Source organism: Neglectibacter sp. CSJ-5, from assembly GCF_032490475.1.
Lineage (GTDB): Bacteria > Bacillota > Clostridia > Oscillospirales > Acutalibacteraceae > Hominenteromicrobium > Hominenteromicrobium mulieris.
On sequence record NZ_JAVYJC010000003.1, the window covers coordinates 213,641 to 236,940 of the forward strand.

Here is a 23,300-nt window from a genome sequence, read left to right on the forward strand (position 1 = left end):
GATCAATGGTGGAACAGACGGATGCCCGTGAATGCCATGGCGATGCCATACTTGTTACACGTATCGATGACGTTGTCGTCGCGGATAGAGCCGCCCGGCTGCGCAATAAATTCTACGCCGCTCTTGTGTGCGCGCTCAATGTTGTCGCCGAACGGGAAGAACGCGTCGCTGCCCACGGAAACGCCCTTAAACGTCGCAAGCCAAGCCGCTTTCTCCTCGCGGGTGAACACCTCCGGCTTCTCCGTGAAAAACTGCTGCCAAACACCGTCGCGCAGCACGTCATCATGCTCCTCACTGATGTACACGTCAATGGTGTTGTCGCGGTCAGGACGGCGGATGCCCTCCTTAAACGGCAGATTCAGCACCTTTTCGTGCTGACGCAGATACCAGATGTCCGCCTTGTTGCCCGCAAGACGCGTGCAGTGGATGCGGCTCTGCTGGCCGGCGCCGATGCCGATGGCCTGACCGTCCTTCGCATAGCAGACGGAGTTCGACTGCGTGTATTTCAGCGTGATGAGGGAGAGCACTAAGTCAAGCTTTGCGTCCTCCGGAATCTCTTTGTTTTCCGTCACAAGATTCGTCAGCATGTCCGCGTCGATTTTCAGCTCGTTTCTGCCCTGCTCGAACGTGATGCCGAAAACATCCTTATGCTCAATCGGCTCCGGCTTGTAATCCGGGTCGATCTCGACGACATTGTACGTGCCCTTACGCTTTGTCTTTAAAATTGCGAGCGCTTCGTCCGTGTAGCCCGGTGCAATGATGCCGTCGGAAACTTCACGTGCCAACAGCGTTGCGGTTTCCTTATCGCATACGTCGGAAAGCGCTGCCCAGTCGCCGTAGGAGGACATTCTGTCTGCGCCGCGGGCTCTTGCATACGCTGTCGCGATGGGAGAAAGCTCCAGATCGTCCACAAAATAAATCTTTTTCAGCGTGTCGCTCATCGGCTTTGCCACAGCTGCGCCCGCCGGGCTCACGTGCTTAAAGGAAGCCGCCGCCGGCATGCCGGTTGCCGCTTTCAGCTCTTTTACAAGCTGCCAGGAGTTGAACGCATCCAAAAGGTTGATATAGCCCGGTCTGCCGTTCAAAACGCGAATCGGCAGGTCGCGACCGTCGTTCGTAAAAATTTTCGCCGGCTTCTGGTTCGGGTTGCAGCCGTATTTCAGTTCCAATTCTTTCATAGTTTCCCCTCCGAAAAATCACTTATTCTTGTTGACGATGCGGGTCTCCATCTTGCCCGTCTTCAAATTGATGAAGCGCGTGAACAAGGAGACCTTGTTGTCTTCGTTCAGGTTCGTCCACAGGTCATTCGTAAACGTGTCGATGTCGCCCTCAATCTTAACCGGCTTCGGCTCTCCCTCAAAGGACGGGATACGCGGTGTGCCGTCACACTTATACGTGTGGATGAAGTGGCCGAGGCCGTCCACCGGCGTATAGTCGAAGAAAAAGCTCTGCGGCGCGTCCGGGTTGCCCTCGCAGCTCTTCAAAATGGAAAGCTTATAGGTAAAGTCGCCGTCCTTCAGCTTTACAAGGCCGGAAATTCTCGGCGTAAAGTTCGGGGCGTCCGGCTCAAACTTACGGGTCTTCAACGCTTTTTTGAAGCTCTTGCCCGCCTTGAGGTATGTAAACACGGTATCCGTCTGGTCTCCGTTCGTCACAATGGTCTTGTTTGCCAAAACGCGCACCGGCGCATAAATGACAAGGGACGGGTCAGAAAGCTTTGCGGGGTCAAACGCTTCCGTGCGGATGCCGTCGCCCTGCTCCACAAACACGCGGTTGCGGGAGTTCACGCTGCGGCCCATAATGAAATACGCGATGACCGCATGCACGCCGTCCGCGCTTTTGCCGATGACGATGCCGCGGCCCGGGTATGCGTTGCCTGCAAGTTCCTTTTTAATATCCAGAATTTCCATGTATCCGTTTCCTTTCTATGTAAAGGGATAAATTATTCTTTAATCGTAACGATAGAGCCGTTCACGGAAAGCTTACCCGCGCAGAACAAAGACACTGCCTGCGGCAGAATCTTCCACTCCGCCTGCTCCATAATGCGGCGCTGCAGCGTCTCGGGTGTGTCGCCCTGCTCCACCGGCACCGCTTTCTGTAAGATGATCGGGCCGCCGTCGCACACCTCGTTTACAAAGTGTACTGTCGCGCCGGAGACCTTCACGCCGCGTGCCAAAGCCGCCTCGTGCACGTGCAGACCGTAATAGCCCTTGCCGCAGAACGACGGAATGAGCGCCGGGTGCACGTTGATGATCTTATTTTCAAACGCCTTCGTGAACTTCTCGTTCGTAATGGTCATAAAGCCCGCCAGAACAATTAAGTCCGTGTGCTTTTCTTTCAGCAAGTTTTCGAGCGCTTCGCTGTACGCGTCCACGTTTTCATAGTCGCTGCGCGCCAGCACAATGCCCTCAATGCCCGCGTTTTTCGCACGCTCCAAGGCATAAACGCCCGGCTTGCTCGCCACAACCACGGAAATTTTGCCGTTTTCGATTTTACCGGCTTTCTCCGCGTCGATCAGCGCCTGCAAATTCGTTCCGCCGCCGGAAACGAGGACTGCGATGTTCAGCACAGGATGACCCCCTCGTCGCCCTCAACCACTTCACCGATGACAAACGCCTTTTCGCCCGCATCATACAGCGCCTTAATGGCCGCGTCCGCCGTCTCCTTGGAGACCGCCATGCACATGCCGACGCCCATGTTGAACGTGTTGAACATGTCGCGCTCCGGAATGTTGCCCGTCTTCGCGATGAGGTCGAAGATCGGCAGCACCGGCACTGCGGAACGGTCCACCTTAGCGGTGAGGCCCTTTCTCATCATACGCGGAATGTTCTCGTAGAAGCCGCCTCCCGTAATGTGGGAGATTGCCTTCACGTCTGCCGCTTCAATGGCCGCCAGCGCAGGCTTTACATACAGGCGCGTCGGGGTCAGAAGTGCCTCGCCCAACGTGCAGCCGAGTTCTTCGTAATACGTCTCAAGCTTTTCTTTATTCAGACCGAACACCTTTCTCACCAGAGAGAAGCCGTTCGAATGTACGCCGGAGGATGCCACGCCAACAAGCACGTCGCCCGCCTGCATCTTGGAGCCGTCAATGATCTTATCCTTATCTACAATGCCCACCGTGAAGCCCGCGAGGTCATAGTCGTCCTCCGGCATCACGCCCGGGTGCTCTGCGGTCTCGCCGCCGATGAGCGCGCAGCCGGACTGCACGCAGCCCTCCGCAACACCCTTTACGATCTCTGCAATCTTCTCCGGCACGTTCTTGCCGCAGGCGATGTAATCGAGGAAAAAGAGCGGTTTTGCGCCGCAGCATACGACGTCGTTCACGCACATGGCAACGCAGTCAATGCCGATGGTGTCATGCTTATCGAGCAGCATGGCCGCCACGAGCTTCGTGCCCACGCCGTCTGTGCCGGAAACGAGCACAGGCTCTTTCATACCGGTCATATCCGGCTGGAAAAGACCGCCGAAACCGCCGATGCCGGAAACCACGCCCGGAATGCTTGTACGCTTTACATGCTCTTTCATCAGCTCTACGGACTTGTAGCCTGCGGTAACGTCAACGCCCGCTGCCTTGTAGCTATCGCTGTAACTTTTCATTCTTTAACTTCTCTCTTTCTTTAAATTATCTATAAAATGAATTACATGAATTTCTCTGTCCAGTTGCCGTTTCTGAACACCGGGATAACCTCGCCGTCCGGCGTGATGCCGTCAATGTTCATCGTCGCGTCGCCCACCATGAAGTCCACATGGATGACGGAATCGTTCACGCCCTTGTCGTGAATCTCATCAAGCGTATACTTGTCGTAATCCTTGATGACATTCGGGAAGCCCAAGCCAAGCGCAATGTGGCAGGAAGCGTTCTCATCAAACAGCGTGTTGTAAAACAGAATGCCGAGGTTCGAGATGGGAGAGTCGTTCGGGATAAGTGCCAGCTCGCCGATCTGCGCCGCGCCCTCGTCCATCGCGATCATGTGCTCCAAAAGCTCCTGGTTCTTTTCTGCCTTGCAGGAGACCGCGCGGCCGTCCTTAAACGTAATGGAGAAGTTTTCAATCAAATTGCCTTGGTAAGACAGCGGCATCGTAGAAACGACCGTACCCTCTGCCTTGCCCTTCATCGGGGAGGTGAAAATCTCTTCGGTCGGCATATTCGGGTTGAAGAATGTACCGTCCAGCAGCGTTTCGCCGCCGCCCATCCACTGTGCGTCCGGGATCAGGCCGCAGGTGAAATCGGTGCCGTTCTCGCTGAAATAGTGCAGGCTCTCAAAGTGACATGCGTTCAGCTTCTCATAGCGTGCTTTGAGGGAAGCGTTGTGCTTCTGCCAAGCCTCCACCGGGTCGTTATCCTTAGAAACACGTACCGTCTGAAGGATTGCGTCCCACAGCTTCTTCACCGCCACGCTCGTGCGGTCGTTCGGGAACACCTTCTTCGCCCACTTTGCACTCGGCACGGCGACAATCGTCCACTGGTACTTGTTTTCCATCGCGTCGCGGTACGGCTTTCTCACCTTCATACGGGCAAGGTTCGCCTTCTGCATTTTCTCAACGTTCACGCCCTTCAGGCCGTCCGGGTCGTCAGAGTCGACCCAAATGCGCACCGGCAGCTCGTCAAGCTCATACTGCATACGCGCCTTTTCCCACTCCTGCGTAGCGGAAAGCACCTTTACGCTTTCTTTCTTATAGCGCATCTTGTCAAGGTCCTGGTTCGTCCAGCGGATGTCCACCCACTTCGCACCGGCGCGGTAGGCTTCCTCCGCCACCATCAGCGCGATCTCAGACTGCGCCGTGTCCGCCAAGATTACAGCGCCCTGACCCTTTTTGATGTTCACGCCCATCTTAACGATGAGCTTTGCGTACTTTCTCAAAATCGATTTTGTCATCGTTTATCCCTCCCGAATTATAGCTCGGCAACTTTCTGCTGCAAGGCTTCGTTCTTTTTCGCAACACCCTGCTCCATATCCACCTTCATCTGGTGCAGCTGCTTTGCGATGCTCTCGTCGGAAAGCGCCAGCATCTGCGCCGCCAAAATCGCAGCATTATCCGCACCGTCAATCGCCACCGTCGCCACCGGAATGCCGGAGGGCATCTGCACGGTTGCAAGCAGCGCGTCAAGGCCGTCGAGCGTGGAAGACTTCACCGGAATGCCGATGACCGGCAACGTCGTGTGCGCAGCCAGCACGCCCGCAAGATGCGCAGCCTTGCCCGCCGCCGCAATGATAACGCCAAAGCCGTCCTTTTCCGCGTTCTTAGAGAATTCCGCCGCGGCCTCCGGCGTGCGGTGTGCGCTCATCACGCGCGCCTCCACCGGGATGCCGAACTGCTTCAATCTGCGAATCGCCGGGGAAACCACCGGAAAATCACTGTCACTGCCCATGATCACTGCAACTTTTTTGCTCATTGAAAATCACCGATCCTTTCAAGTTTTGCGGCGTAAAAGAAAACACCGCGAAAAAAAGAAAATAGGCTGTGCTCAAAAAACACAACCTATGCTTCTAAAATTGACCGCAAAACGCCCATGCAGATACAGTAAAAATGCACATCAGTTCAGCCATATCGCACCTCCGGCACTTGCAGCCTTGAATTTTCTGTCCTTAATCTGTCTCAAGCGACTGATAAATCAATCCATTAAGCAGACCTTTAAGGCAGCAATGTATAACGTTGGTGCACAAGCTGCGCCGTCAGATTTTCGTCAGGCTGCACGGAACACCCGCAGGCAGGCTGACGCCCGGCAAGGGGGGTTACGGTCGGCATGGCGGAAAAATGCAAGCAAATTGCGTGCCAAGCCGTAGGCGTACTTTATACGTTGTTGCCTTTATCATTTTACGGGATTTAACGCGTTTTTTCAATAGTTTTTGCCGTTTTTAGAAAAAAATCCAAAATTCTCCCCTGCTCGTGGACATGCGTTGTATACCTCGATATGTCCCCTTTCTCCGCTTCCGTCTCACCATATATCAAATACATAGCAGCACACCTTGAAATGCAAAAGGCGTTTTCACTTTACCTACGTACATTATCTCCTTCTATTCGTCAAAAAAGGCAGCTTTCCAAGTTCCCTCTGACGAGGGAGCTGTCAGTGAAGCTGACTGAGGGAGATATACAGAGAGCTTTTATATACACAAGTCGCGCAAATCACCTTGAAAACGCATAAAACGCAAGCTCAATAGAAAAAATCCTCTCCCGGCTGCGCCGAGAGAGGATAAATTGTATTAGCGGCAAAGGTATTTCGCCATTTGCGAATGGCGACTCAAGGCGCTGCCCTAAGAACCCGTAAGTTTTCCGAAGAAAACTTGACGAAAGACTTTTACGTCTTGCTCGCCGTAAACTCTACTTTACTCCTTCGGTGTTTCCGTCGCAAAAATCTCCTTCGCGCTTGCGGCTAAGCCTGCCATACCCTGAATCTCGGACGGAATGATAATCTTCGTCGCCTTGCCGTCCGCTACTTTCTCAAGCGCTTCAAAGCTCTTCAAGGTCAGCACAGCTTTATTCGGATCGGCTTCGTTGAGAAGCTTAATGGAATCCGCCAACGCACGTTGCACGGAGAGGATTGCCTCCGCTTCACCCTGTGCTTCTCTGATTTTCGTCTCACGCACAGCCTCCGCGCGCAGGACGGCAGATTCCTTCTGGCCTTCCGCAATGAGGATGGCGCTGCGCTTTTCGCCCTCTGCGTCCAAAATCTTCGCACGGCGCTCGCGCTCCGCCTTCATCTGCTTCTCCATCGAATCCTGAATTTCCTTCGGCGGAATGATGTTTTTCAGCTCCACGCGGTTAACCTTAATGCCCCACGCATCGGTCGCTTCATCCAGAATGACGCGAATTTTCGAGTTGATAACATCGCGCGAGGTCAGCGTGTGGTCAAGCTCCATCTCACCGATGATGTTTCTCAGCGTCGTTGCGGAAAGGTTCTCAATCGCGGAGATCGGGCGCTCCACGCCGTAAGCATACAGCTTCGAGTCCGTGATCTGGAAATATACCACCGTGTCGATCTGCATCGTGACGTTATCCTTCGTGATAACGGGCTGCGGCGGGAAATCGATGACCTGCTCTTTCAGCGAGACCTTCTTCGCAATGCGGTCGATAAACGGAATTTTCAAATGCAGACCCGTGCTCCATGTGGCGTGGTACGCGCCGAGTCTTTCAATGACGAATGCGTGTGCCTGCGGCACCACCTTAATGTTCGCCGCAAGCAGTGCGATGACAAGAGCGATGAGAACGATAATGCCCACAACGCCCCAGTTGATGTACAGTTCAAAATCCATGTTTTTACCTCCAGTTTCAATTTAAGATACAACCGGTGTCACGATAAGCTTTACGCCTTCAATGCGCACCACCTGCACCTTTGTGCCTTTTTGAATACGGACATTTTCTGTGCTGCGTGCTGCCCAGTCGTTGCCGAGCACTTCCACGCGTCCATGCGCCGCAAGGTTATCGATATCCTCCGTCACAACGGCGGTCTGCCCCACCACGCGGTCGGCGTTCGTGTGCGTTTCCTTGTTTTGCAGGAACTTTTTCACGAGCGGACGCGTTGCCAAAAGCAGAACGAGCGTCACCACAGCGGCAATCATCACTTGCAGCCAAACCGGCGCGCCGCACAGCTGTACGATCATGCCGGCGATGCCGCCGCCCACAAACCAGATGGAAATAAGCTGCGTGCTCATGCCCTCCAGTATTGCGGCAATCACAATGACCGCCACCCAGATCATGGTTTCCAAAACCATTCCCCCTTTCTCAAAGCGGAAGCCGCATACACGCGCCCGACCCGTTCAGGCGCCCGCGCTCCCTATCCTCATCATATCGGATTTTCATAAAATATGCAAGAGGTTTTCTTCCCCGGAAAAATATTTTACACAGATTATAAAATACCGCGCCCGATTCTGCCGAGCGCGGCTTTCATATCCTTATCGATTCACATGCTCCATGCTGAGCTTCACGCGCAGCCCGTCGCCTGTGTTCTGTACGGAAACCTCAATATAATCGCCGTCATCGCTCATGCGGTCGTTTTCACCCGCAAGGCTGAACCGGAGCTGCACGCCGCTGCCGCTTTCGCCGCCCGCCACGTCTTTCAAATACGTTTCAAGCTGCGCCGCGTCATACGTTTCTTTCGTCTTTTCCGCCTGCGTGTAGCACGTCACGGCATACGGGTCGTTAAACTGCGCCGTGAATTTCTCCACAAACGCTTTAATTTCTGCCGTGCCCGCATCGTTGTTTTCAAACGTCTTCTGCGCTTCCGCATAGCCGAACACACCCGCACCGCCGTAGTTTGTAGCAAGATTCGTTTCCATCGTTTGCCCGCCCCACGCGTAGTCCAGCGTGTAGCCGTAGTCGCCGGCCTTTTGGCCGTCCTTCAGTCCCAGCGCCTTCACGGCTTCATCCGCAGACTTTCCGAAGCATCCGAGCAGCGCTTCATTCACCGCCGCGTCCGATGTCTTTCCTCCGCCGGAAGACCCGCCGTTTCCGCCCGCGCAGCCCGTAAAAAGCAGTGCTGCAAGCAGCAGACACAACACCAAGCTTACATACTTTTTCATACGATCACCTTTCCTTTTTTCGGCTTAAAAAGCCGCCGTACCAAGGCTTTTTTGAACGTACCGAAATCGTATCCGCCTCGGTATTGTTAAATATTTATCTACTATAATAGTATCAAGACCGCACCGCATTGTCAATCGGCGGAATCCCATATTTCATCGCACAAACTTGTGTTTTCCTACAAAAATCCCCCGCGCAGGGAATTTCCTGTGCGGGGGATCAACGTTTTATGACGTTTTCATGCGGTTTAAGCGCTCTTCATTAGTACATGCCGCCCATGTCCGGTGCTGCCGGAGCTGCGGGTGCAGCCGGCTCCTTGATGTCTGCCACGAGGGACTCGGTGGTCAGAACGGTGGAAGCCACGGAGGAAGCGTTCTGCAGAGCGGAACGTGTAACCTTTGTCGGGTCAACGATGCCTTCGTCGATCATGTCGCCGTAGGTATCGGTCAGAGCATTGTAGCCGTAGCCGACGGTGTTCTTTGCCTTCAGGTGCTCAATGATGATGGAGCCCTCCAGACCTGCGTTCGCAGCAATCTGGCGAACCGGCTCCTCAAGCGCCTTCAGAACGATGGCAGCGCCGGTCTTCTCGTCGCCGTCAACGGAATCGACATAGGCCTTAACAGCCGGAATCGCATCGATGAGTGCGGTGCCGCCGCCTGCGACGATGCCCTCTTCAACAGCAGCCTTCGTTGCAGCCAGAGCGTCCTCAATGCGCATCTTCTGCTCTTTCATTTCGACCTCGGTAGCCGCACCGACCTTGATAACCGCTACGCCGCCTGCGAGCTTTGCAAGGCGCTCCTGCAGCTTCTCACGGTCGAAATCGGACGTGGTGGTCTCGATCTGGCTTCTGATCTGGCCGACACGACTCTTGATAGCCTCGCTGTCACCTGCACCGTCAACAATGATGGTGTTTTCCTTGTCGATCTTGACCTGACGTGCACGGCCGAGCTGATCAACGGTGGTATCCTTCAGCTCAAGGCCCAGCTCGCTGGAGATGACCTGGCCGCCCGTGAGCGTTGCGATATCGGTGAGCATTTCTTTTCTTCTGTCGCCGAAGCCCGGAGCCTTAACGCCCACGCAGGTGAACGTGCCGCGGAGCTTGTTGAGGATCAGGGTGGTCAGCGCCTCGCCCTCAATGTCCTCCGCGATGATGACGAGCTTCTTGCCGGACTGTACAATCTGCTCGAGCAACGGCAGAATCTCCTGAATGTTGGAGATCTTCTTATCGGTGATGAGGATGTACGCATCGTCGATGACAGCAACCATCTTGTCGGTATCGGTGACCATGTACGGCGTAATGTAGCCGCGGTCGAACATCATGCCTTCTACGACCTCGCTGTACGTCTCGGCCGTCTTGGATTCTTCAACGGTGATAACGCCGTCGGACGTGACCTTTTCCATCGCGTCGGCGATGAGGTTGCCGATCTGCTCACTTGCGGAGGAAACAGCCGCAACACGTGCAATGTCCTTCGTGCCGGAGACCTTCTTGGAGTTCTTCTCAATCGCCTCAACAGCGGTCTCGGTCGCCTTCTGAATGCCCTTTCTCAGGACCATCGGGTTTGCGCCTGCGGTAACGTTCTTCATGCCCTCACGGATAAGTGCCTGTGCAAGCAGCGTTGCGGTCGTGGTGCCGTCGCCTGCAACGTCGTTCGTCTTGGTTGCAACTTCCTTCACGAGCTGTGCGCCCATGTTCTCAAACGGATCTTCAAGCTCAACTTCCTTAGCGATTGTCACGCCGTCGTTCGTGATGAGCGGTGCGCCGAACTTCTTATCGAGCACAACGTTTCTGCCCTTCGGGCCAAGGGTGATCTTAACGGTATCTGCAAGCTTGTTGATACCGCCGAGCAATGCTTTTCTGGCTTCTTCGCCGTAAATGATCTGCTTTGCCATAATAAATTACCTCACAATTCCAAATATCAAAAATAAAGACTGAAACTCAAATTACTCAACGACTGCCAGAACGTCGGACTGACGAACGATGGTATATTCCTCGCCGTCGATCTTCACTTCCGTGCCGGTGTACTTGCCGGTGATGACGCGGTCGCCGGCCTTAAGCTGCATAACGACTTCCTTGCCGTCTACCATGCCGCCGGGGCCTACTGCGATAACACGGGAGATTTGCGGCTTCTCCTGTGCCGCGCTTGTCAGCACGATGCCGCTCTTTGTGGTCTCCTCCGCTTTTTCGGCCTGAATGAGTACTCTGTCTGTCAAAGGCTTAATGGTCATAACTTCCACCTCGGCGCCTAATGCGCCGTATCCTTTCTCCCCGCAGTTCATAAATAAGTTTTTCGCGTACAGCGGGGTGCGCCGCGAAACCCGCCGGGGTGCGGCCCGGTCGGTAAAGAAATACAAGTTTAGGTCTCGGGGAGCTGTGCCGCTTACACTTTAGCACTCCTTATCCCCGAGTGCTAAACTTATTCTAATCACTTGGTCAAGAAAAGTCAATAGGAAAACGCGTTTTTTTTGACTTTTAACAGTTCCGTAATAATTTTGTCCTCCGATGTCCTCTGATGTCCGCTTTTTTCATACAAAACCACCCACAAAACGACAAAAAAACAGCCCCGCGCTCGTTTGAAAGCCGGGACTGTCTTTTGCAAATGACAGCTTAAATCATGGAGGCATATTCGTCAAACGGGGCTAAGCTCCGCTTTAAAATGCCATTGATATATGCAATGAGAATGCCGTAGTTCGTGTACGGCACACCTTTTTCTTCGGCGGAAGACTGTCTGAACTGCATTTCGCGTTCATTCAGCATACAGCCGCCGCAGTGCACAATAAGGGCATACAGCGAAAGATCTTCGGGAAATCCGCCGCCGGAAGTAAACTCGAATTCAAAGTCCTTGCCGGTGTGTTTGCGGATCCACGCGGGCAGCTTCACGGTGCCGATATCGCCGCACTGGCGGTGATGCGTGCAGCCTTCGGAGATCAAAATGCGGTCGCCCGCTTTCAGATTCTCAATAGCCGCAGCGCCGCGCACGGCCGTCTCTAAAACGCCCTTGTAGCGCGCAAATAAGATGGAGAATGACGTGAGCTTAATGCCCTCGGGCACGATCTGCTTTACTTTGCCGAATGCCTGGCTGTCCGTAACAACGAGCTTCGGCGGCGTTTTGAGGCCGTTTAGCACGCCCGCAAGCTCTTCCACCTGCGTGACAGAGCATGTTGCACCTGCGTCCAGAATATCGCGGATGGCCTGCACCTGCGGCAAAATCATGCGGCCTTTCGGCGCGGAGGAATCGATGGGCGTGACGAGCACCACGTGGTCGCCGCGCTCAAGTAAGTCACCCAAAATAACTTTGGTGTTCTGCCCCTTTGCAGCGATGGCGGCAAGCTTTTCCTTGAGCTCAAAAATATGCTCGCCCGTCTTCGCGCTGACCGCGATTTCGTTGTCGTTTTCGGCCTTGAACCCGCCGAGGTCGGCTTTATTCAATACGATGATATACGGCACGCCTTTTTTCTCGATGAGCTTTTGCAGTGCGAGGTCTTCCGCACTTTTGCCGACCGTGCCGTCGATGACGAGCACCGCAATATCAGCTTTATTGAGTACCTGCCGGGCGCGCTGCACACGCAGCTCGCCCACGGTGCCCTCGTCGTCCATGCCGGGCGTGTCGATAATGACGACCGGGCCAAGCGGCAAAAGCTCCATGGCTTTCTGCACAGGGTCGGTCGTGGTGCCCTTGACATCGGACACAATGGAGATATTCTGCCCCGTAACGGCGTTCACCACGCTGGATTTACCGGCGTTGCGCTTGCCGAAAAATGCGATGTGCACACGGTTTGCCGAGGGGGTCTGGTTGAGGTCTGCCATAGAAGTCGCCTGCCTTTTAAAGAATAACCGAAAGTTTTAGAAACGGAAGTCGCGCTCGCCGTGGGCGACCTTTTCAACGTAGCCCTTTGCGATGCTGCGGGTCTTCTCGTTCGGGATATTTTCAAGCTCCTGCGCGATCATCTTTTCGCCGATGGCCTTCGTCTCCGGGGAAGCGTAGTCCTCGAGGAATTCTTTTAAGGTGATGAGTGCGTTCGGGTGGCAGCAGTTCTGGATCTGTCCGCTCTTACACAGGCTCATGAAGCGGTCGCCGGTGCGGCCCTCGCGGTAGCATGCCGTGCAGAAGGACGGAATGTGGTCGGTCTCCATCAGCCAGCGGACGACCTCGTCAAGGGAGCGCTGGTCGGAAACGTCGAACTGCTCGGTGTCGGTGGGGCGCTCCTCTTCGGCATAGCCGCCGACGGAGGTACGGGATGCGCCGCTGATCTGCGAAACGCCGAGGTTGATAACCTGCTCGCGCACCTTCTGGCTCTCACGCGTGGAGATGATCATGCCGGTGTACGGCACGGCGATACGAATAAGTGCGCAGATTTTCGCGAATGTTTCGTCGCTGATGCCGTTATCAAACTTCGTCGGGTCAATGTCGTCGGCTTTTTTAAGGCGCGGCACACTGATGGTATGCGGGCCTACGCCATGCACGGCTTCAAGGTGCTCCGCGTGCATCAGCTGGCCACAGAACTCGTAACGGTACATTTCAAGGCCGTACAGAACGCCGAGACCCACGTCATCGATACCGCCCTCCATGGCACGGTCCATCGCCTCGGTGTGGTAGGCGTAGTTATGCTTCGGGCCCGTGGGATGCAGCTTTTCATAGCTTTCCTTGTGGTAGGTCTCCTGGAACAGAATGTACGTGCCGATGCCGGCTTCCTTTAATTTGCGGTAGTTTTCCACGGTCGTCGCGGCGATGTTGACGTTTACGCGGCGGATGGCGCCGTTCTTATGCTGAATGCTGTAAATGGTCTTGATGCAGTCGAGAATGTACTCGATGGGGTTATTCACCGGGTCTTCGCCGGCTTCAATGGCAAGGCGCTTATGACCCATGTCCTGCAGCGCAATGACTTCCTTTGCAACCTCCTCCTGCGTCAGCTTGCGGCGCGGGATGTGATGGTTCTGGCGGTGATACGGACAGTAGATGCAGCCGTTCACGCAGTAGTTGGAAAGGTACAGCGGCGCAAACATGACAATGCGGTTACCGTAAAACTTGTGCTTGATCTCGTTTGCGAGCTTATAGATTTCGTCCAGAATCTCCGGGTCTTCGCAGGCGAGCAGAACGGATGCTTCGCGGTGCGAAAGCCCCTTACACAGACGGGCTTTATCGAGAATTTCGCGGATGAGCGGCAGGTTATCTTTGTTCTCGTCTGCGTATTTTAAGGTGTCTTCAATTTCTTCGTGGCAGATAAATTCCTCTGCTTTTAAGGATTTCGGATCGTACATAATTTGAATTTTCCTTTCTTTCGGGTCAGTTCACTTTCCCGTTAGTCATTTTTTCGGATCACTCCGTTTTGATTTCCGGCTCTGTGCTCGTGAAATTGGAATACGCCGTTTTGATGTTGGCGCCGCGCACGCGCCCGAGCTTTCCCGCCATGGCGCTGATGACATCCTGTGGGGCATCCACCGCCACACAGATGATGTTGATATTTTTCTGTCTGTACGGCAGCCCCATACGTCCGATGATGTACCGGCCGTACAGGTGCAGAATGTCGTTGATTTCTTCCGCGTGGGCGTTATCTTCTAAAATAATGCTCATCACGGCTACGCGTGTCTGCATAAAACACCTCCCGTTTTTATAAAACAAGCAAAACAAAAATGCTCCCTGCCGAAAATGCAGGAAGCACAAAAAGCGCAGAATCTATCTGCGGAATATACCTCTATCCATTTTCGGCTTACACGCGGCGATGCCTTGTGCTCAGAACGAAAAAGCTGTTTTGCGGCGCACCGCAGAAAAAACTTTGGTGAACCGTGTTTTGTATAGTATAACGGATTTTCAGGGATTTGTAAAGAGCGGATTGCAAATTTTAACAACAAAAAAGCCCCGGCGTACAGCCGAGGCTCTGTTTGTTTCAAAAATTACGCGTCCAGCATAGTGATGACATGTCTCGGGCAGACCTCGGCACATTTGCCGCAGCCGATGCACTTTGCGGGATCGACCTTCGCGCAGAAGTTCGTTACCTTTACGGCGCCCACTTCGCACGCCTTCATGCACTTGCCGCAGCCGATACAGCCCACCTTGCAAACCTTCATCGTCTCTGCGCCCTTATCACAGTTGGAGCAGCGCACGACCGCCTGCTTTTTCAGCGGCACAAAGCTGATGAGCCCCTTCGGACATGCAGCGGTGCATTTTGCGCAGCCGCGGCACTTTGCGGGGTCGATTGACGCCATGCCGTTGCAGACGTTGATTGCGCCGTATTCGCACACGGCGGCGCAGTCGCCCATGCCCATGCAGCCGTAGCGGCAGCTGGAGATACCGCCGGCAAGCAGGGTAGATGCGGCGCAGCTATCGATGCCGTCGTAGCGCATTTTGTCGCTGGTGCAGTCATAGCTGCCCATGCAGTGGACAAGCGCCGTCTTTTTCTCGACGGCAACGTCGCCCGTGCCAAGCAGCTCTGCGCACGCTTTGGCGCACGCTTCGCCGCCGGGAGAACACAGCCCGGGCTGCGCTTCGCCCTTAGAGAGCGCCGCCGCATAGCCGGAGCAGCCGGAAAAACCGCACGCGCCGCAGTTCGCGCCCGGAAGCACCTCTAAAATCGCTTCCGCTTTCTCGTCCTTCGGCACGGCCATGATGGCGGAGGCGACCGCCAGAATAATACCCGCCAGAAGACCGATGCCCGCGACGATCAGAACCGGGATCAAAATTTTATCCATATAGAAACCCCTTTCGTTTTGCTCAGGCGAGCAGACGGTCTATAATGCCGTTAAAGCCGAGGAACGAAACCGCCACAAGCGACGCGGCGATCAGCGTGATCGGCAGACCTTTGAGGAAATTCGGCACGTCGCACAGCTCGAGGCGCTCACGCACACCGGCGAAAATGACCATTGCAACCATGAAGCCGATGCCTGCGCCGAACGCGTTGACAAGCGACGCCAAATAGCCGAAGCTCGGGTTTTCCGCGCCTTTTTCGAGCACGAGCATCGTCACGCCCAGCACGGCGCAGTTTGTCGTGATGAGCGGCAGATAAATGCCGAGCGCGTTATACAGCGGCGGCATATACTTGTGCATCACGGTCTCCAAAAGCTGCACAAGCGCCGCGATGATGAGGATGAACACCACGGTCTGCAAATAATCGAGGTTCAGCGGGACAAGTACATACGTATACACCGGCCACGTGACCGCCGTCGCGATAACCATGACAACCGTTACGGCGCAGCTCATGCCGAACGCCGTATTGAGCTTTTTGGAAACGCCGAGGAACGGACAGATGCCGAGAAACTTATTGAGAATATAGTTCTCCGTGAGGATTGCGGCAAGGAAAATGCCGACTAAAAATTTAAGACTCATGCTTTGCCGCCCTCCTTTTCACATTTTTCCTGTACCTTGGAGCAGGAAGCCGCCAACGGGCATGCAGCGCAGCCCATGGTCTCCGGCGCTTTGCCCTCCGCGGAAAGCTTGCCCGCAATGGCGATGAGAATACCGAACACGAAGAAGCCGCCCGGCGGGAGCAGGAAAATGATGATGGGATCCATGAAATTCGAGAGGAGCGGAATGCCGAACACGGTACCCGCGCCGAGCAATTCACGGATGATGCCCATGGCGAGCAGCGCGGCGGTGAAGCCCACGCCCATGCCGAGACCGTCTACGATGCTCGGCAGCACGGGATTTTTGCTGGCGAACATTTCCGCACGGCCCAAAATGATGCAGTTGACAACGATGAGCGGCAGGAACACGCCGAGCGACTTGTTAAGCGCCGGCACGTAGGCCTTGATGAGCAGCTGCACAATGGTAACAAAACCCGCAACAATGGTGATATACGCCGGGATGCGGACTTTATCCGGGATGATTTTTTTGAGAAGAGAAATAACGGCGTTGGAACATACGAGTACGAATGTCGTCGCAAGGCCCATGCCGATGGCGTTCGAAGCTGCCGTTGTGACGGCGAGCGTCGCGCAGGTGCCGAGCATCAGGCGCAGCACGGGGTTCTCTTTGATAATGCCTTTTGTAAATTCTTCTTTGAGGCTTTTTGCCATGTTATGCGCCCTCCTTTACCGTGTTGTACTTTGTGATGGCTTCGTTGACGGCATTCGTCACCGCGCGGCTCGTGATGGACGCGCCGGTCATGGCTTCGATCTCGCCGTCCGACGGTGCCTTGTTCTTCACAAGCGTGATGCCGTTTTCCGGCGCAGTCTGCTTAAACTGATCCGTAAAGGAAGCTTTTTCCGCATTTGCGCCGAGCCCCGGCGTTTCGCTGTGCTCCAGAATGACAACGCCGGTGATCTGCCCGTCGGCGCTGATGCCGGTCATGACCTTCACCGCACCGCCGTAGCCCTTCGCCTCCGTCTGGAAAACGTAGCCGACCGTTTCGTTATTCGCTTTGCCGATGTAATAGCCGTCCGCTTCTTCAAAGCTGTCCGCGTCGCTCAAAACGACTTTTCTCGACTGCTCCGCTTCCAGTGCGGACTGCTCGGCAATTTTATCCTTCGTCAGCAGGTTTGTGCCCGCCAGAAGCGCCGTGACGACAAGGCAGATGACAAACAGAATGAGCGCCGGTTTTAAAATATCTTTCGCGGTGATCTTCATTTTGCGTCACCCGCTTTCTTTGCCTTCGTTTTGCCGAACGTCTGCGGCTTCGCAACGCGCTCAATGAGCGGCACTAAAATATTCATCAGTACGATGGAGTACGATACGCCCTCCGGCAGAGACGCGAACTGGCGGATTAAAATCGTCAGCACGCCGCAGCCGACGGCATAGATGACGCGTGCGCTGAAGTTGATAGGGCTTGTGGTGTAATCGGTCGCCATGAAAATCGCGCCGAGCAAGAGGCCGCCGGAAAGAATATCCATCAGCGGGTCGCGGCCGAGCAGTGCGGAAAGCACTGCTGCCGTTGCAAGGTACGTGACCGGGATAACCGGGCTGATAACGCGGCGCACAACAAGGTAAATACCGCCGAGAATGAGTGCGAGTGCACAGGTCTCGCCGAGGCATCCGCCCGTGTTGCCGAGAAACATATCGAGGTAACTCGGCAGCGTCGCACCCGTGCCCTCGGAGAGAACGCCGAGCGGCGTTGCGGTCGTCATGGCATCGGAGAAGCTGTGGTCCATCGGCGCCGTCCACGCGGTCATTTTCGCCGGGAACGAGTTCATCAGAATGATACGCGCTGTCAGCGCGGGGTTCACGAAGTTCTGTCCGATGCCGCCGAACATCTGCTTTACGACAACAATGGCGATGACGCCGCCGAACGCCGCAATGATGGGGCTGATGGAAACGGGCAGGTTCATCGCGAGCAAAACGCCCGTCACAACGCAGGAAAGGTCACCGACCGTCTGGCGGCGCTTCATGACGCGGCGGGATATGTATTCGCTCAAAATGCAGGACGCGACCGTTGTCAGGATAATAACCGCCGCGCGGAAGCCGAAAATGATGACGGACGCAATCATCGCCGGGGTCAGCGCCAAAATGACGTCCAGCATCAAAGTCTGGGTGGTGTCTTTCGACTGAAAGTGCGGCGAGGAGGAAACGATGAATTTGTTCACTTTTTAGCCGCCTCCTTCTTTACATAGTATTTGCCGAGGCGAATGGCCTGCACGATGCGGCGTTTCGCCGGGCAGGAGAATGCGCAGCAGCCGCATTCCATGCACGTCATGATGTCGAGTTTTTTCAGTATTTCCACATCCTTGCGCTCCGCGTATTTTTCAAGCTTTGCGGGCACAAGGTTCATGGGACATGCCGCAACGCAGCGGCCGCAGCGGATGCAATCGGTCGGCTCCAAAAGGCGCGCTTCTTCCGCACCGAACGCGAGTAACCCGTTATTCTGCTTTAAGACCGGCAGCTCGTCGGTTGTCACGGCGACGCCCATCATCGGGCCGCCCATGATGAGCTTCTGCGGTTCTTCCTTATAGCCGCCGCAAAATTCCATGACCTCGCGAATTTTTGTGCCGATGGGCACAATGACATTCTGCGGGTTCTGCACGGCGCTGCCGTCCACCGTGACGCGCTTCATCGTCAGCGGCATGCCGGTACGCATGTAGCTTGCAAGGAACGAGACGGAGCCGATATTCATGACAAGGCACCCCACGTCTGCCGGCAGACCGCCCGCCGGGACTTTTCTGCCCGTTGCCGCCTGCACCAGCACCTTTTCCGCGCCCTGCGGGTAGCTTGCATGCAGCTTTAACACGCGCACTTCGTCGTTCGGGTCCATTTTCGGGTCATCCGCAATGCGCGTCAGCGCTTCGATGGCGTCGGGCTTGTTGTCTTCAATCGCGATGATGACGCGGTGCACGTCTAAAATCTCTTTGATCTTATAAATACCGGCAAGCACGTTTTTGCCGTTTTCAAGCGCCTCGCGGTGGTCGGAGGTAATATACGGCTCACACTCCGCAACGTTGACGATGAGCGTATCGATTTTTTTGTCCGGGGGGACGTTTAATTTCACGTGCGCCGGAAAGCCTGCACCGCCGAGACCGACGAGACCCGAAGCGCGCGCCGCATTGGCCAGCTGCTGCTTCGTTTTGATCTCCGGCGGGGGACATACCGCAGGGTCGTGCTCCATTAACCCGTCCGACGTGATGATGACGGCGTCCACCGCCTGCCCGCCGGGCATAATGACTTTTTTGATCTCCTTCACGGTGCCGGAAACCGAGGAATGGATCGGCACGGAAATGTATGCGTCGCTGTCCGCGACCTTGGTGCCGACATACACGTGGTCGCCCTTTTTCACACAGGGCACACACGGTGCGCCGATGTGCTGCGTCATGGGCAGCGTGATCTCATCAGGCGGCGGCATCACGTGCGTTTCGGTATGCGCCGTGTTCTTATGGTGCGGCACATGCGCGCCGCCGTGCGTGCGGAACGGGCGCTTCGGAAAAGACTGTTCCATCTTTATTCCTTCCTTTCTTTCGCGTTAAAAAACAGACTTTGCCGGTGCAAGACACAACAAAGTCACAGTTTTTGGATTTATTCAATTTTAGCACCGCTTTTGTACATTGGCAATAGAAAAAAGCGGTATTTCCACAATTTTCTGACGGAATATGGGCATGCACATTTATTTGTAAGCTTTACCGCATGCGTCGCACGGACGAAATGAGCCCCGTATCGTACTCCGAACGCAGGATGGAGTAACACACATTGTCAAAAATTTCGCCGTCAAACCGCTTAAAGCCGCACGGCATAACGCCCTCAAAGATGAATCCCGCGCGCTCGATGACTTTTCTTGACGGCTCGTTGCCCGCAAAGTGGCTGATGGCGACGACCTCGACGTTCATCACTTCAAACGCGTTCTGCACCATGGCGCGCAGCGCTTCCGTCATGTAGCCGTTATGGCGGTAGCGGCGCGAAAGCTCGTAGCCAATCGAAATACTGTCCGTATTATAGCGGCAATAATCGCGCTGATACTTGATCTTGCCCATCACTTCACCCGTTTCGCGCAGGGTGATGGCAAAGGCATACGGGTCGTCTGCGGCGCGCCTCAATTCACTCTCTGCCTCCGCCGGTGTAGAAACCGGCTTGGAACCCGCCCGCAGCATGGTATCCGCATCGGCGGCAAACAGCAGAAAGCCGCTCATATCCTGCATGGAAAAGCGTCTAAGGCGCAGGCGCGGCGTTAAGATTTCCGCTTTTCCGAGTGTATCACCGCACATTTTTCGGCTCCTTCGGCAATGCCGCGCCGCGCGGCAAAATGAAATTCAGTGCGTGCGGCAGAATGTTGTATTCCTCGCTTTTCACCTTGATGCACAAGCCGTCCATATTGCTGACGACTTCATTTTCGCTTTGAATTTCGATCTTCACGCCGCGGCGGTAAACGAGCAGGTCGGAAAACGCCGGGTTGCTTAAATGCTCACCGCGCTTATACTTCGGCACAAGACCCGGAATGCGGAAATAGGCGGGCTTTCGGATCAGCACAAAATCGAGCAGACCGTCGTCCATCACCGAGTTCGGCGCGCCGCAGTACCCGCCGCCATACCAGCGACCGTTGCCCGCAAGCGTGAACAGAAATTCGCCCGTAACGGTCTCTTTTGTGCCGTCCGCATAGTAAAACGTCACGGTCATTCGGTCCGCAAGGTGCCCCAAAAAGCACTTTGCAAGCGAAATGGTATACGCAAACTCACCCGAAACGAACGGCAGGTGCTTATAATAATTCATCTCTGCCGCCACCTTGGCATCAAAACCCACGGAGCAGATGTTCACGGCGTCGCCGTGCTGCGTGCGGATCATATCGATGGGCACGGTTTTTCCCGCCAGCTGATTTTCCGGGTTCAAAAACACTTCTCGCTTGCCGAATGAACGCACGAAGTCGTTGCCGCTGCCGCATGGGTACACACCCACAGCGGCGTTTTCGTGAAACTCCGCACCGCGCACGACCTCCAGCACCGTGCCGTCGCCACCGACAGCCCAAATGCGCACCGCATCGCCCTTTTCGGCGGCCGCTCTTGCCAGCTCCTCGCCATGGCCCGCGCGCTGTGTGAGGTAAATTTCCGGCTCTTCCCCGTGCGTGGCATGCACGGCGCGAATACGCTCCATAAACTGCACGGTATGGTCGTGCTTGCCGGCTTTTGGGTTGATGATATAAACATTCCGCATATGTACCCTCCCCTAAAGCATCTTTTATGCCTTAAAATACATGTAATACTGGCAGCGGATCATGCCGTTGTAGAGCTTGCGGCGGCGGTCGGCTTTTTTGCCGAAGCATGTCTCAAATCGCTCGTCCGGACTGATGGCAGCATAGCTCCAGCCGCGCTTCGGCGTGAAGACGCGCCCCATCGTTTTGTAGATGTCCTCCGCCGTTTTTACGTCTAAAAGCCGCTCGCCGTACGGCGGGTTGCAGATGACGCAGCCGAACGGGCCGTCGTTTCTGAAATCCTTGATGTCGCGTACTTCCGCCGAAATATACTGCGCAACGCCCGCTTTCTTCGCGTTTTCAAGCGTCAGGCGCACGGCCTCTGGATCAATGTCATAGCCGAACGCCAAAAAGCCCTCATCGCGGCGTTCAAGCGCCTTTGCGGCAATGCGCTCGTTGTCCCAGATATTTCCGGGGACAGCTTTCCACTTTTCCGCCGCAAAGTGGCGGCGCAGGCCGGGCGCAATGTGCATGGCAAGCATGGCGCCCTCGATTAAAATCGTACCCGAACCGCAGAAAGGGTCGATGAGCGTGCCGTCCGTACGCACACGGGAAAGCTTTGCCATGACCGCCGCAAGCGTCTCTTTGATGGGCGCTTCGTTGGAATTTTTGCGGTAACCGCGCTTGTGCAGCCCCGCGCCGCTCGTATCCAGCATAATGCTGACCTTGTCTTTCATGATTAAAAACTGAATCTGGTAGTTCGCGCCCGTCTCCGGGAAATGCTCCAGCTTATACGTCTCCTTCAGGCTTTCCACCACGGCTTTTTTGATAATGGCCTGACAGTCCGGCACGCTCATGAGCTGACTCGATAAGCACCGCCCCTTGACCGGAAATGCGTCGTCGCGGCCGATCCACTCCGTCCACGGCAGGGCCTTCACGCCGCGAAACAGGCTTTCAAAGCTTTTCGCTTCAAATGTACCGAGCAGAACGAGCACGCGCTCCGCAAAGCGGGAGCGGATATTCGCGCGGGCGATCATCTCCGGGGAGCCTGCGCACAGCACGCGTCCGTTTTCCGGCGCGACATTTTCCGCGCCCATATCGCGGAGCTCCTCCGCTACAAGACCCTCAACACCCAAAAGGCAGGGCAAAACAAGCTGATATGTATGCAAAGTTATCACCATTTTCATTTCATATATTTAAGTAATTTTTAGTATACCATAAATCGCGCACTTTCGACACCGTATACGGAAAAATAAATAAAAAAATTACCCGCCGACTTTTGGAAAGCCAACGGGCAATGAATTTAAGCTTAATAGAACGTCGCAACGGGCTGCGCGGGCGCTTCGGCAGGCTCGATGTTCTGAAGCGTCAGAACCGGACCCTTGCGGCCGTAGAGCTTGTGCCACTTATACGCAACGGAAAGGCGCATGGTATACCACTTTCCGTTTTCCGGCATTTTGTCCGCGTCGCACAGCGTGAGCAGACCCGCAAACTGGATATCCTCCACGCAGCAGGTCATCAGCTGGCGGCCGAAGAAGAACATGCCCGGCTTCATGCGCGGGTTCACGGCTGCAAGGCCCTTATACTCGACGACCTTGCCGTCGTACTTCTTCGGATCTTCGGAAAGGTCACGGTACCACAGCGCGTAATCGCCGTCTTCAATCTTTACGACCGGCGCGTTGATGTCAAACGGCAGCGGATCTTCGATCTCGTCGTATTCGACGTCGCCGTTCGTGTACTCGTAGGCGATGTCCGGGCGGCGGCTGATGCCGCGCACAATCTTGTGGAACGCCATTTTGTCCATGTCCTTCGTGAAACGGTTGAACACGACCAACTCGCAGCCGGAGAGCTTATCCACAACAAGGCCGCGCATGTTGGCGTTGTAAGTGAGGAATGTCGTCGCATCCGCGAACATGAATTCCTGATAGACCGCCCAGTTTTCCGGCATGTTGTCGTACAGCGTTTTCAGCTGCCACATGCCGTTATACTCGATGAGCACACGGGAAGCGCGATGCTTTTTCGCGAGGATGTCAAGCGTTTCGCTCGTCAGCTCGTCTTCGTCCTCAATGTTTTCCACATAGATGTTCTTCATGTAGGGGCGGGACTCGTCGTACTCCGCCTCGCCTTCCTCGCAGACGAGCAGCAAGGTACGCTGCCCGTTATTGAAACGCTTATCCGCAAGTGTTTCGTCTATAAAAGAGGTCTTGCCTGATTCGAGAAAGCCCGTAAACAGGTAAACCGGCATATCATCCATC

The 23,300-nt window shown here is 55.1% G+C and carries 24 protein-coding genes; all 24 read right to left on the minus strand.

Annotated elements, in window-relative coordinates:
- Nucleotides 1-2: 2 nt before the first annotated feature.
- The 24 genes from R2K26_RS07775 to R2K26_RS07890 all read right to left on the minus strand — a co-directional run bounded on the left by R2K26_RS07775 (nt 3) and on the right by R2K26_RS07890 (nt 23,299).
- Nucleotides 3-1,178: a phosphoribosylaminoimidazolecarboxamide formyltransferase gene (locus R2K26_RS07775; protein ID WP_176820785.1), complete on the minus strand. Its 1,176-nt coding sequence runs from the start codon at nt 1,176-1,178 to the stop codon at nt 3-5.
- A gap of 18 nt (nt 1,179-1,196) precedes the next feature.
- Nucleotides 1,197-1,910 carry an IMP cyclohydrolase gene (locus R2K26_RS07780; RefSeq protein WP_316519480.1) on the minus strand — a complete coding sequence of 238 codons (714 nt, stop codon included), beginning with the start codon at nt 1,908-1,910 and terminating at the stop codon, nt 1,197-1,199.
- A gap of 32 nt (nt 1,911-1,942) precedes the next feature.
- Complete coding sequence (purN, locus tag R2K26_RS07785) at nt 1,943-2,569, minus strand: phosphoribosylglycinamide formyltransferase (protein ID WP_176820787.1); 627 nt, start codon at nt 2,567-2,569, stop codon at nt 1,943-1,945.
- Complete coding sequence (purM, locus tag R2K26_RS07790) at nt 2,563-3,597, minus strand: phosphoribosylformylglycinamidine cyclo-ligase (RefSeq protein ID WP_316519481.1); 1,035 nt, start codon at nt 3,595-3,597, stop codon at nt 2,563-2,565. The genes purN and purM overlap by 7 nt, the downstream gene beginning before the upstream one ends.
- A gap of 41 nt (nt 3,598-3,638) precedes the next feature.
- Nucleotides 3,639-4,877 (minus strand): aminopeptidase, encoded by a 1,239-nt coding sequence (locus R2K26_RS07795; protein WP_316519482.1) that lies wholly within the window; start codon nt 4,875-4,877, stop codon nt 3,639-3,641.
- Nucleotides 4,878-4,894: 17 nt separating this feature from the next.
- Complete coding sequence (gene purE / locus R2K26_RS07800) at nt 4,895-5,395, minus strand: 5-(carboxyamino)imidazole ribonucleotide mutase (protein ID WP_176820790.1); 501 nt, start codon at nt 5,393-5,395, stop codon at nt 4,895-4,897.
- A 931-nt stretch (nt 5,396-6,326) separates the two neighbouring features.
- Nucleotides 6,327-7,253 (minus strand): SPFH domain-containing protein, encoded by a 927-nt coding sequence (locus tag R2K26_RS07805; RefSeq protein ID WP_316519483.1) that lies wholly within the window; start codon nt 7,251-7,253, stop codon nt 6,327-6,329.
- A gap of 21 nt (nt 7,254-7,274) precedes the next feature.
- Complete coding sequence (locus R2K26_RS07810) at nt 7,275-7,697, minus strand: NfeD family protein (RefSeq protein WP_316519634.1); 423 nt, start codon at nt 7,695-7,697, stop codon at nt 7,275-7,277.
- A gap of 195 nt (nt 7,698-7,892) precedes the next feature.
- The gene (locus R2K26_RS07815) at nt 7,893-8,519 is read right to left on the minus strand and encodes a hypothetical protein (protein WP_316519484.1); all 627 of its coding nucleotides are present in this window, start codon (nt 8,517-8,519) and stop codon (nt 7,893-7,895) included.
- A gap of 259 nt (nt 8,520-8,778) precedes the next feature.
- On the minus strand, nt 8,779-10,407 hold the full coding sequence (gene groL, locus R2K26_RS07820) for a chaperonin GroEL (protein ID WP_316519485.1): 1,629 nt from the start codon (nt 10,405-10,407) through the stop codon (nt 8,779-8,781).
- Nucleotides 10,408-10,458: 51 nt separating this feature from the next.
- Nucleotides 10,459-10,743, minus strand: coding sequence for a co-chaperone GroES (gene groES, locus R2K26_RS07825; protein WP_176820795.1), 285 nt, complete (start codon nt 10,741-10,743; stop codon nt 10,459-10,461).
- 379 nt (nt 10,744-11,122) lie between these two features.
- Nucleotides 11,123-12,322, minus strand: a complete 1,200-nt coding sequence (gene hydF / locus R2K26_RS07830) for a [FeFe] hydrogenase H-cluster maturation GTPase HydF (protein ID WP_316519486.1) — start codon at nt 12,320-12,322, stop codon at nt 11,123-11,125.
- Between the two features lie 36 nt (nt 12,323-12,358).
- Complete coding sequence (hydG, locus tag R2K26_RS07835; protein ID WP_316519487.1) at nt 12,359-13,774, minus strand: [FeFe] hydrogenase H-cluster radical SAM maturase HydG; 1,416 nt, start codon at nt 13,772-13,774, stop codon at nt 12,359-12,361.
- Nucleotides 13,775-13,832: 58 nt separating this feature from the next.
- Nucleotides 13,833-14,108: a TM1266 family iron-only hydrogenase system putative regulator gene (locus R2K26_RS07840; protein WP_176820798.1), complete on the minus strand. Its 276-nt coding sequence runs from the start codon at nt 14,106-14,108 to the stop codon at nt 13,833-13,835.
- A gap of 299 nt (nt 14,109-14,407) precedes the next feature.
- Nucleotides 14,408-15,202: an RnfABCDGE type electron transport complex subunit B gene (locus tag R2K26_RS07845; protein ID WP_176820799.1), complete on the minus strand. Its 795-nt coding sequence runs from the start codon at nt 15,200-15,202 to the stop codon at nt 14,408-14,410.
- Nucleotides 15,203-15,224: 22 nt separating this feature from the next.
- A complete protein-coding gene (locus tag R2K26_RS07850) occupies nt 15,225-15,836 on the minus strand; it encodes an electron transport complex protein RnfA (protein WP_176820800.1) in 612 nt (203 codons plus the stop codon).
- Nucleotides 15,833-16,522, minus strand: a complete 690-nt coding sequence (gene rsxE / locus R2K26_RS07855) for an electron transport complex subunit RsxE (RefSeq protein WP_176820801.1) — start codon at nt 16,520-16,522, stop codon at nt 15,833-15,835. Before rsxE ends, R2K26_RS07850 begins: the two co-directional genes overlap by 4 nt.
- 1 nt (nt 16,523) lies before the next feature.
- Entirely contained in the window at nt 16,524-17,072 is a 549-nt protein-coding gene (locus tag R2K26_RS07860; protein ID WP_316519488.1) for an RnfABCDGE type electron transport complex subunit G, read from the minus strand.
- Complete coding sequence (locus tag R2K26_RS07865; RefSeq protein ID WP_316519489.1) at nt 17,069-18,025, minus strand: RnfABCDGE type electron transport complex subunit D; 957 nt, start codon at nt 18,023-18,025, stop codon at nt 17,069-17,071. The genes R2K26_RS07860 and R2K26_RS07865 overlap by 4 nt, the downstream gene beginning before the upstream one ends.
- Nucleotides 18,022-19,368 carry an electron transport complex subunit RsxC gene (rsxC, locus tag R2K26_RS07870; protein WP_316519490.1) on the minus strand — a complete coding sequence of 449 codons (1,347 nt, stop codon included), beginning with the start codon at nt 19,366-19,368 and terminating at the stop codon, nt 18,022-18,024. Before rsxC ends, R2K26_RS07865 begins: the two co-directional genes overlap by 4 nt.
- A 178-nt stretch (nt 19,369-19,546) precedes the next feature.
- Nucleotides 19,547-20,128, minus strand: coding sequence for a GNAT family protein (locus tag R2K26_RS07875; protein WP_316519491.1), 582 nt, complete (start codon nt 20,126-20,128; stop codon nt 19,547-19,549).
- The gene (locus R2K26_RS07880) at nt 20,118-21,068 is read right to left on the minus strand and encodes a diacylglycerol kinase family protein (protein ID WP_316519492.1); all 951 of its coding nucleotides are present in this window, start codon (nt 21,066-21,068) and stop codon (nt 20,118-20,120) included. Before R2K26_RS07880 ends, R2K26_RS07875 begins: the two co-directional genes overlap by 11 nt.
- A gap of 24 nt (nt 21,069-21,092) precedes the next feature.
- On the minus strand, nt 21,093-22,214 hold the full coding sequence (locus R2K26_RS07885; protein WP_316519493.1) for a class I SAM-dependent RNA methyltransferase: 1,122 nt from the start codon (nt 22,212-22,214) through the stop codon (nt 21,093-21,095).
- 140 nt (nt 22,215-22,354) lie between these two features.
- Nucleotides 22,355-23,299: a GTP-binding protein gene (locus tag R2K26_RS07890; protein WP_308448683.1), complete on the minus strand. Its 945-nt coding sequence runs from the start codon at nt 23,297-23,299 to the stop codon at nt 22,355-22,357.
- Nucleotide 23,300 lies beyond the last annotated feature (1 nt).

Bases quoted from the DNA above. Each gene is read 5' to 3' on its own strand.
- R2K26_RS07875 (WP_316519491.1), bottom strand. From the start codon at position 20,128: ATGTGCGGTGATACACTCGGAAAAGCGGAAATCTTAACGCCGCGCCTG.
- R2K26_RS07780 (WP_316519480.1), bottom strand. From the start codon at position 1,910: ATGGAAATTCTGGATATTAAAAAGGAACTTGCAGGCAACGCATACCCG.
- rsxE (WP_176820801.1), bottom strand. From the start codon at position 16,522: ATGGCAAAAAGCCTCAAAGAAGAATTTACAAAAGGCATTATCAAAGAG.
- R2K26_RS07850 (WP_176820800.1), bottom strand. From the start codon at position 15,836: ATGAGTCTTAAATTTTTAGTCGGCATTTTCCTTGCCGCAATCCTCACG.
- R2K26_RS07860 (WP_316519488.1), bottom strand. From the start codon at position 17,072: ATGAAGATCACCGCGAAAGATATTTTAAAACCGGCGCTCATTCTGTTT.
- groES (WP_176820795.1), bottom strand. From the start codon at position 10,743: ATGACCATTAAGCCTTTGACAGACAGAGTACTCATTCAGGCCGAAAAA.
- R2K26_RS07840 (WP_176820798.1), bottom strand. From the start codon at position 14,108: ATGCAGACACGCGTAGCCGTGATGAGCATTATTTTAGAAGATAACGCC.
- R2K26_RS07815 (WP_316519484.1), bottom strand. From the start codon at position 8,519: ATGAAAAAGTATGTAAGCTTGGTGTTGTGTCTGCTGCTTGCAGCACTG.
- R2K26_RS07810 (WP_316519634.1), bottom strand. From the start codon at position 7,697: ATGATCTGGGTGGCGGTCATTGTGATTGCCGCAATACTGGAGGGCATG.
- purM (WP_316519481.1), bottom strand. From the start codon at position 3,597: ATGAAAAGTTACAGCGATAGCTACAAGGCAGCGGGCGTTGACGTTACC.
- R2K26_RS07890 (WP_308448683.1), bottom strand. From the start codon at position 23,299: ATGGATGATATGCCGGTTTACCTGTTTACGGGCTTTCTCGAATCAGGC.
- R2K26_RS07795 (WP_316519482.1), bottom strand. From the start codon at position 4,877: ATGACAAAATCGATTTTGAGAAAGTACGCAAAGCTCATCGTTAAGATG.
- purE (WP_176820790.1), bottom strand. From the start codon at position 5,395: ATGAGCAAAAAAGTTGCAGTGATCATGGGCAGTGACAGTGATTTTCCG.
- hydG (WP_316519487.1), bottom strand. From the start codon at position 13,774: ATGTACGATCCGAAATCCTTAAAAGCAGAGGAATTTATCTGCCACGAA.
- R2K26_RS07880 (WP_316519492.1), bottom strand. From the start codon at position 21,068: ATGCGGAATGTTTATATCATCAACCCAAAAGCCGGCAAGCACGACCAT.
- R2K26_RS07805 (WP_316519483.1), bottom strand. From the start codon at position 7,253: ATGGATTTTGAACTGTACATCAACTGGGGCGTTGTGGGCATTATCGTT.
- rsxC (WP_316519490.1), bottom strand. From the start codon at position 19,368: ATGGAACAGTCTTTTCCGAAGCGCCCGTTCCGCACGCACGGCGGCGCG.
- R2K26_RS07775 (WP_176820785.1), bottom strand. From the start codon at position 1,178: ATGAAAGAATTGGAACTGAAATACGGCTGCAACCCGAACCAGAAGCCG.
- hydF (WP_316519486.1), bottom strand. From the start codon at position 12,322: ATGGCAGACCTCAACCAGACCCCCTCGGCAAACCGTGTGCACATCGCA.
- groL (WP_316519485.1), bottom strand. From the start codon at position 10,407: ATGGCAAAGCAGATCATTTACGGCGAAGAAGCCAGAAAAGCATTGCTC.
- R2K26_RS07845 (WP_176820799.1), bottom strand. From the start codon at position 15,202: ATGGATAAAATTTTGATCCCGGTTCTGATCGTCGCGGGCATCGGTCTT.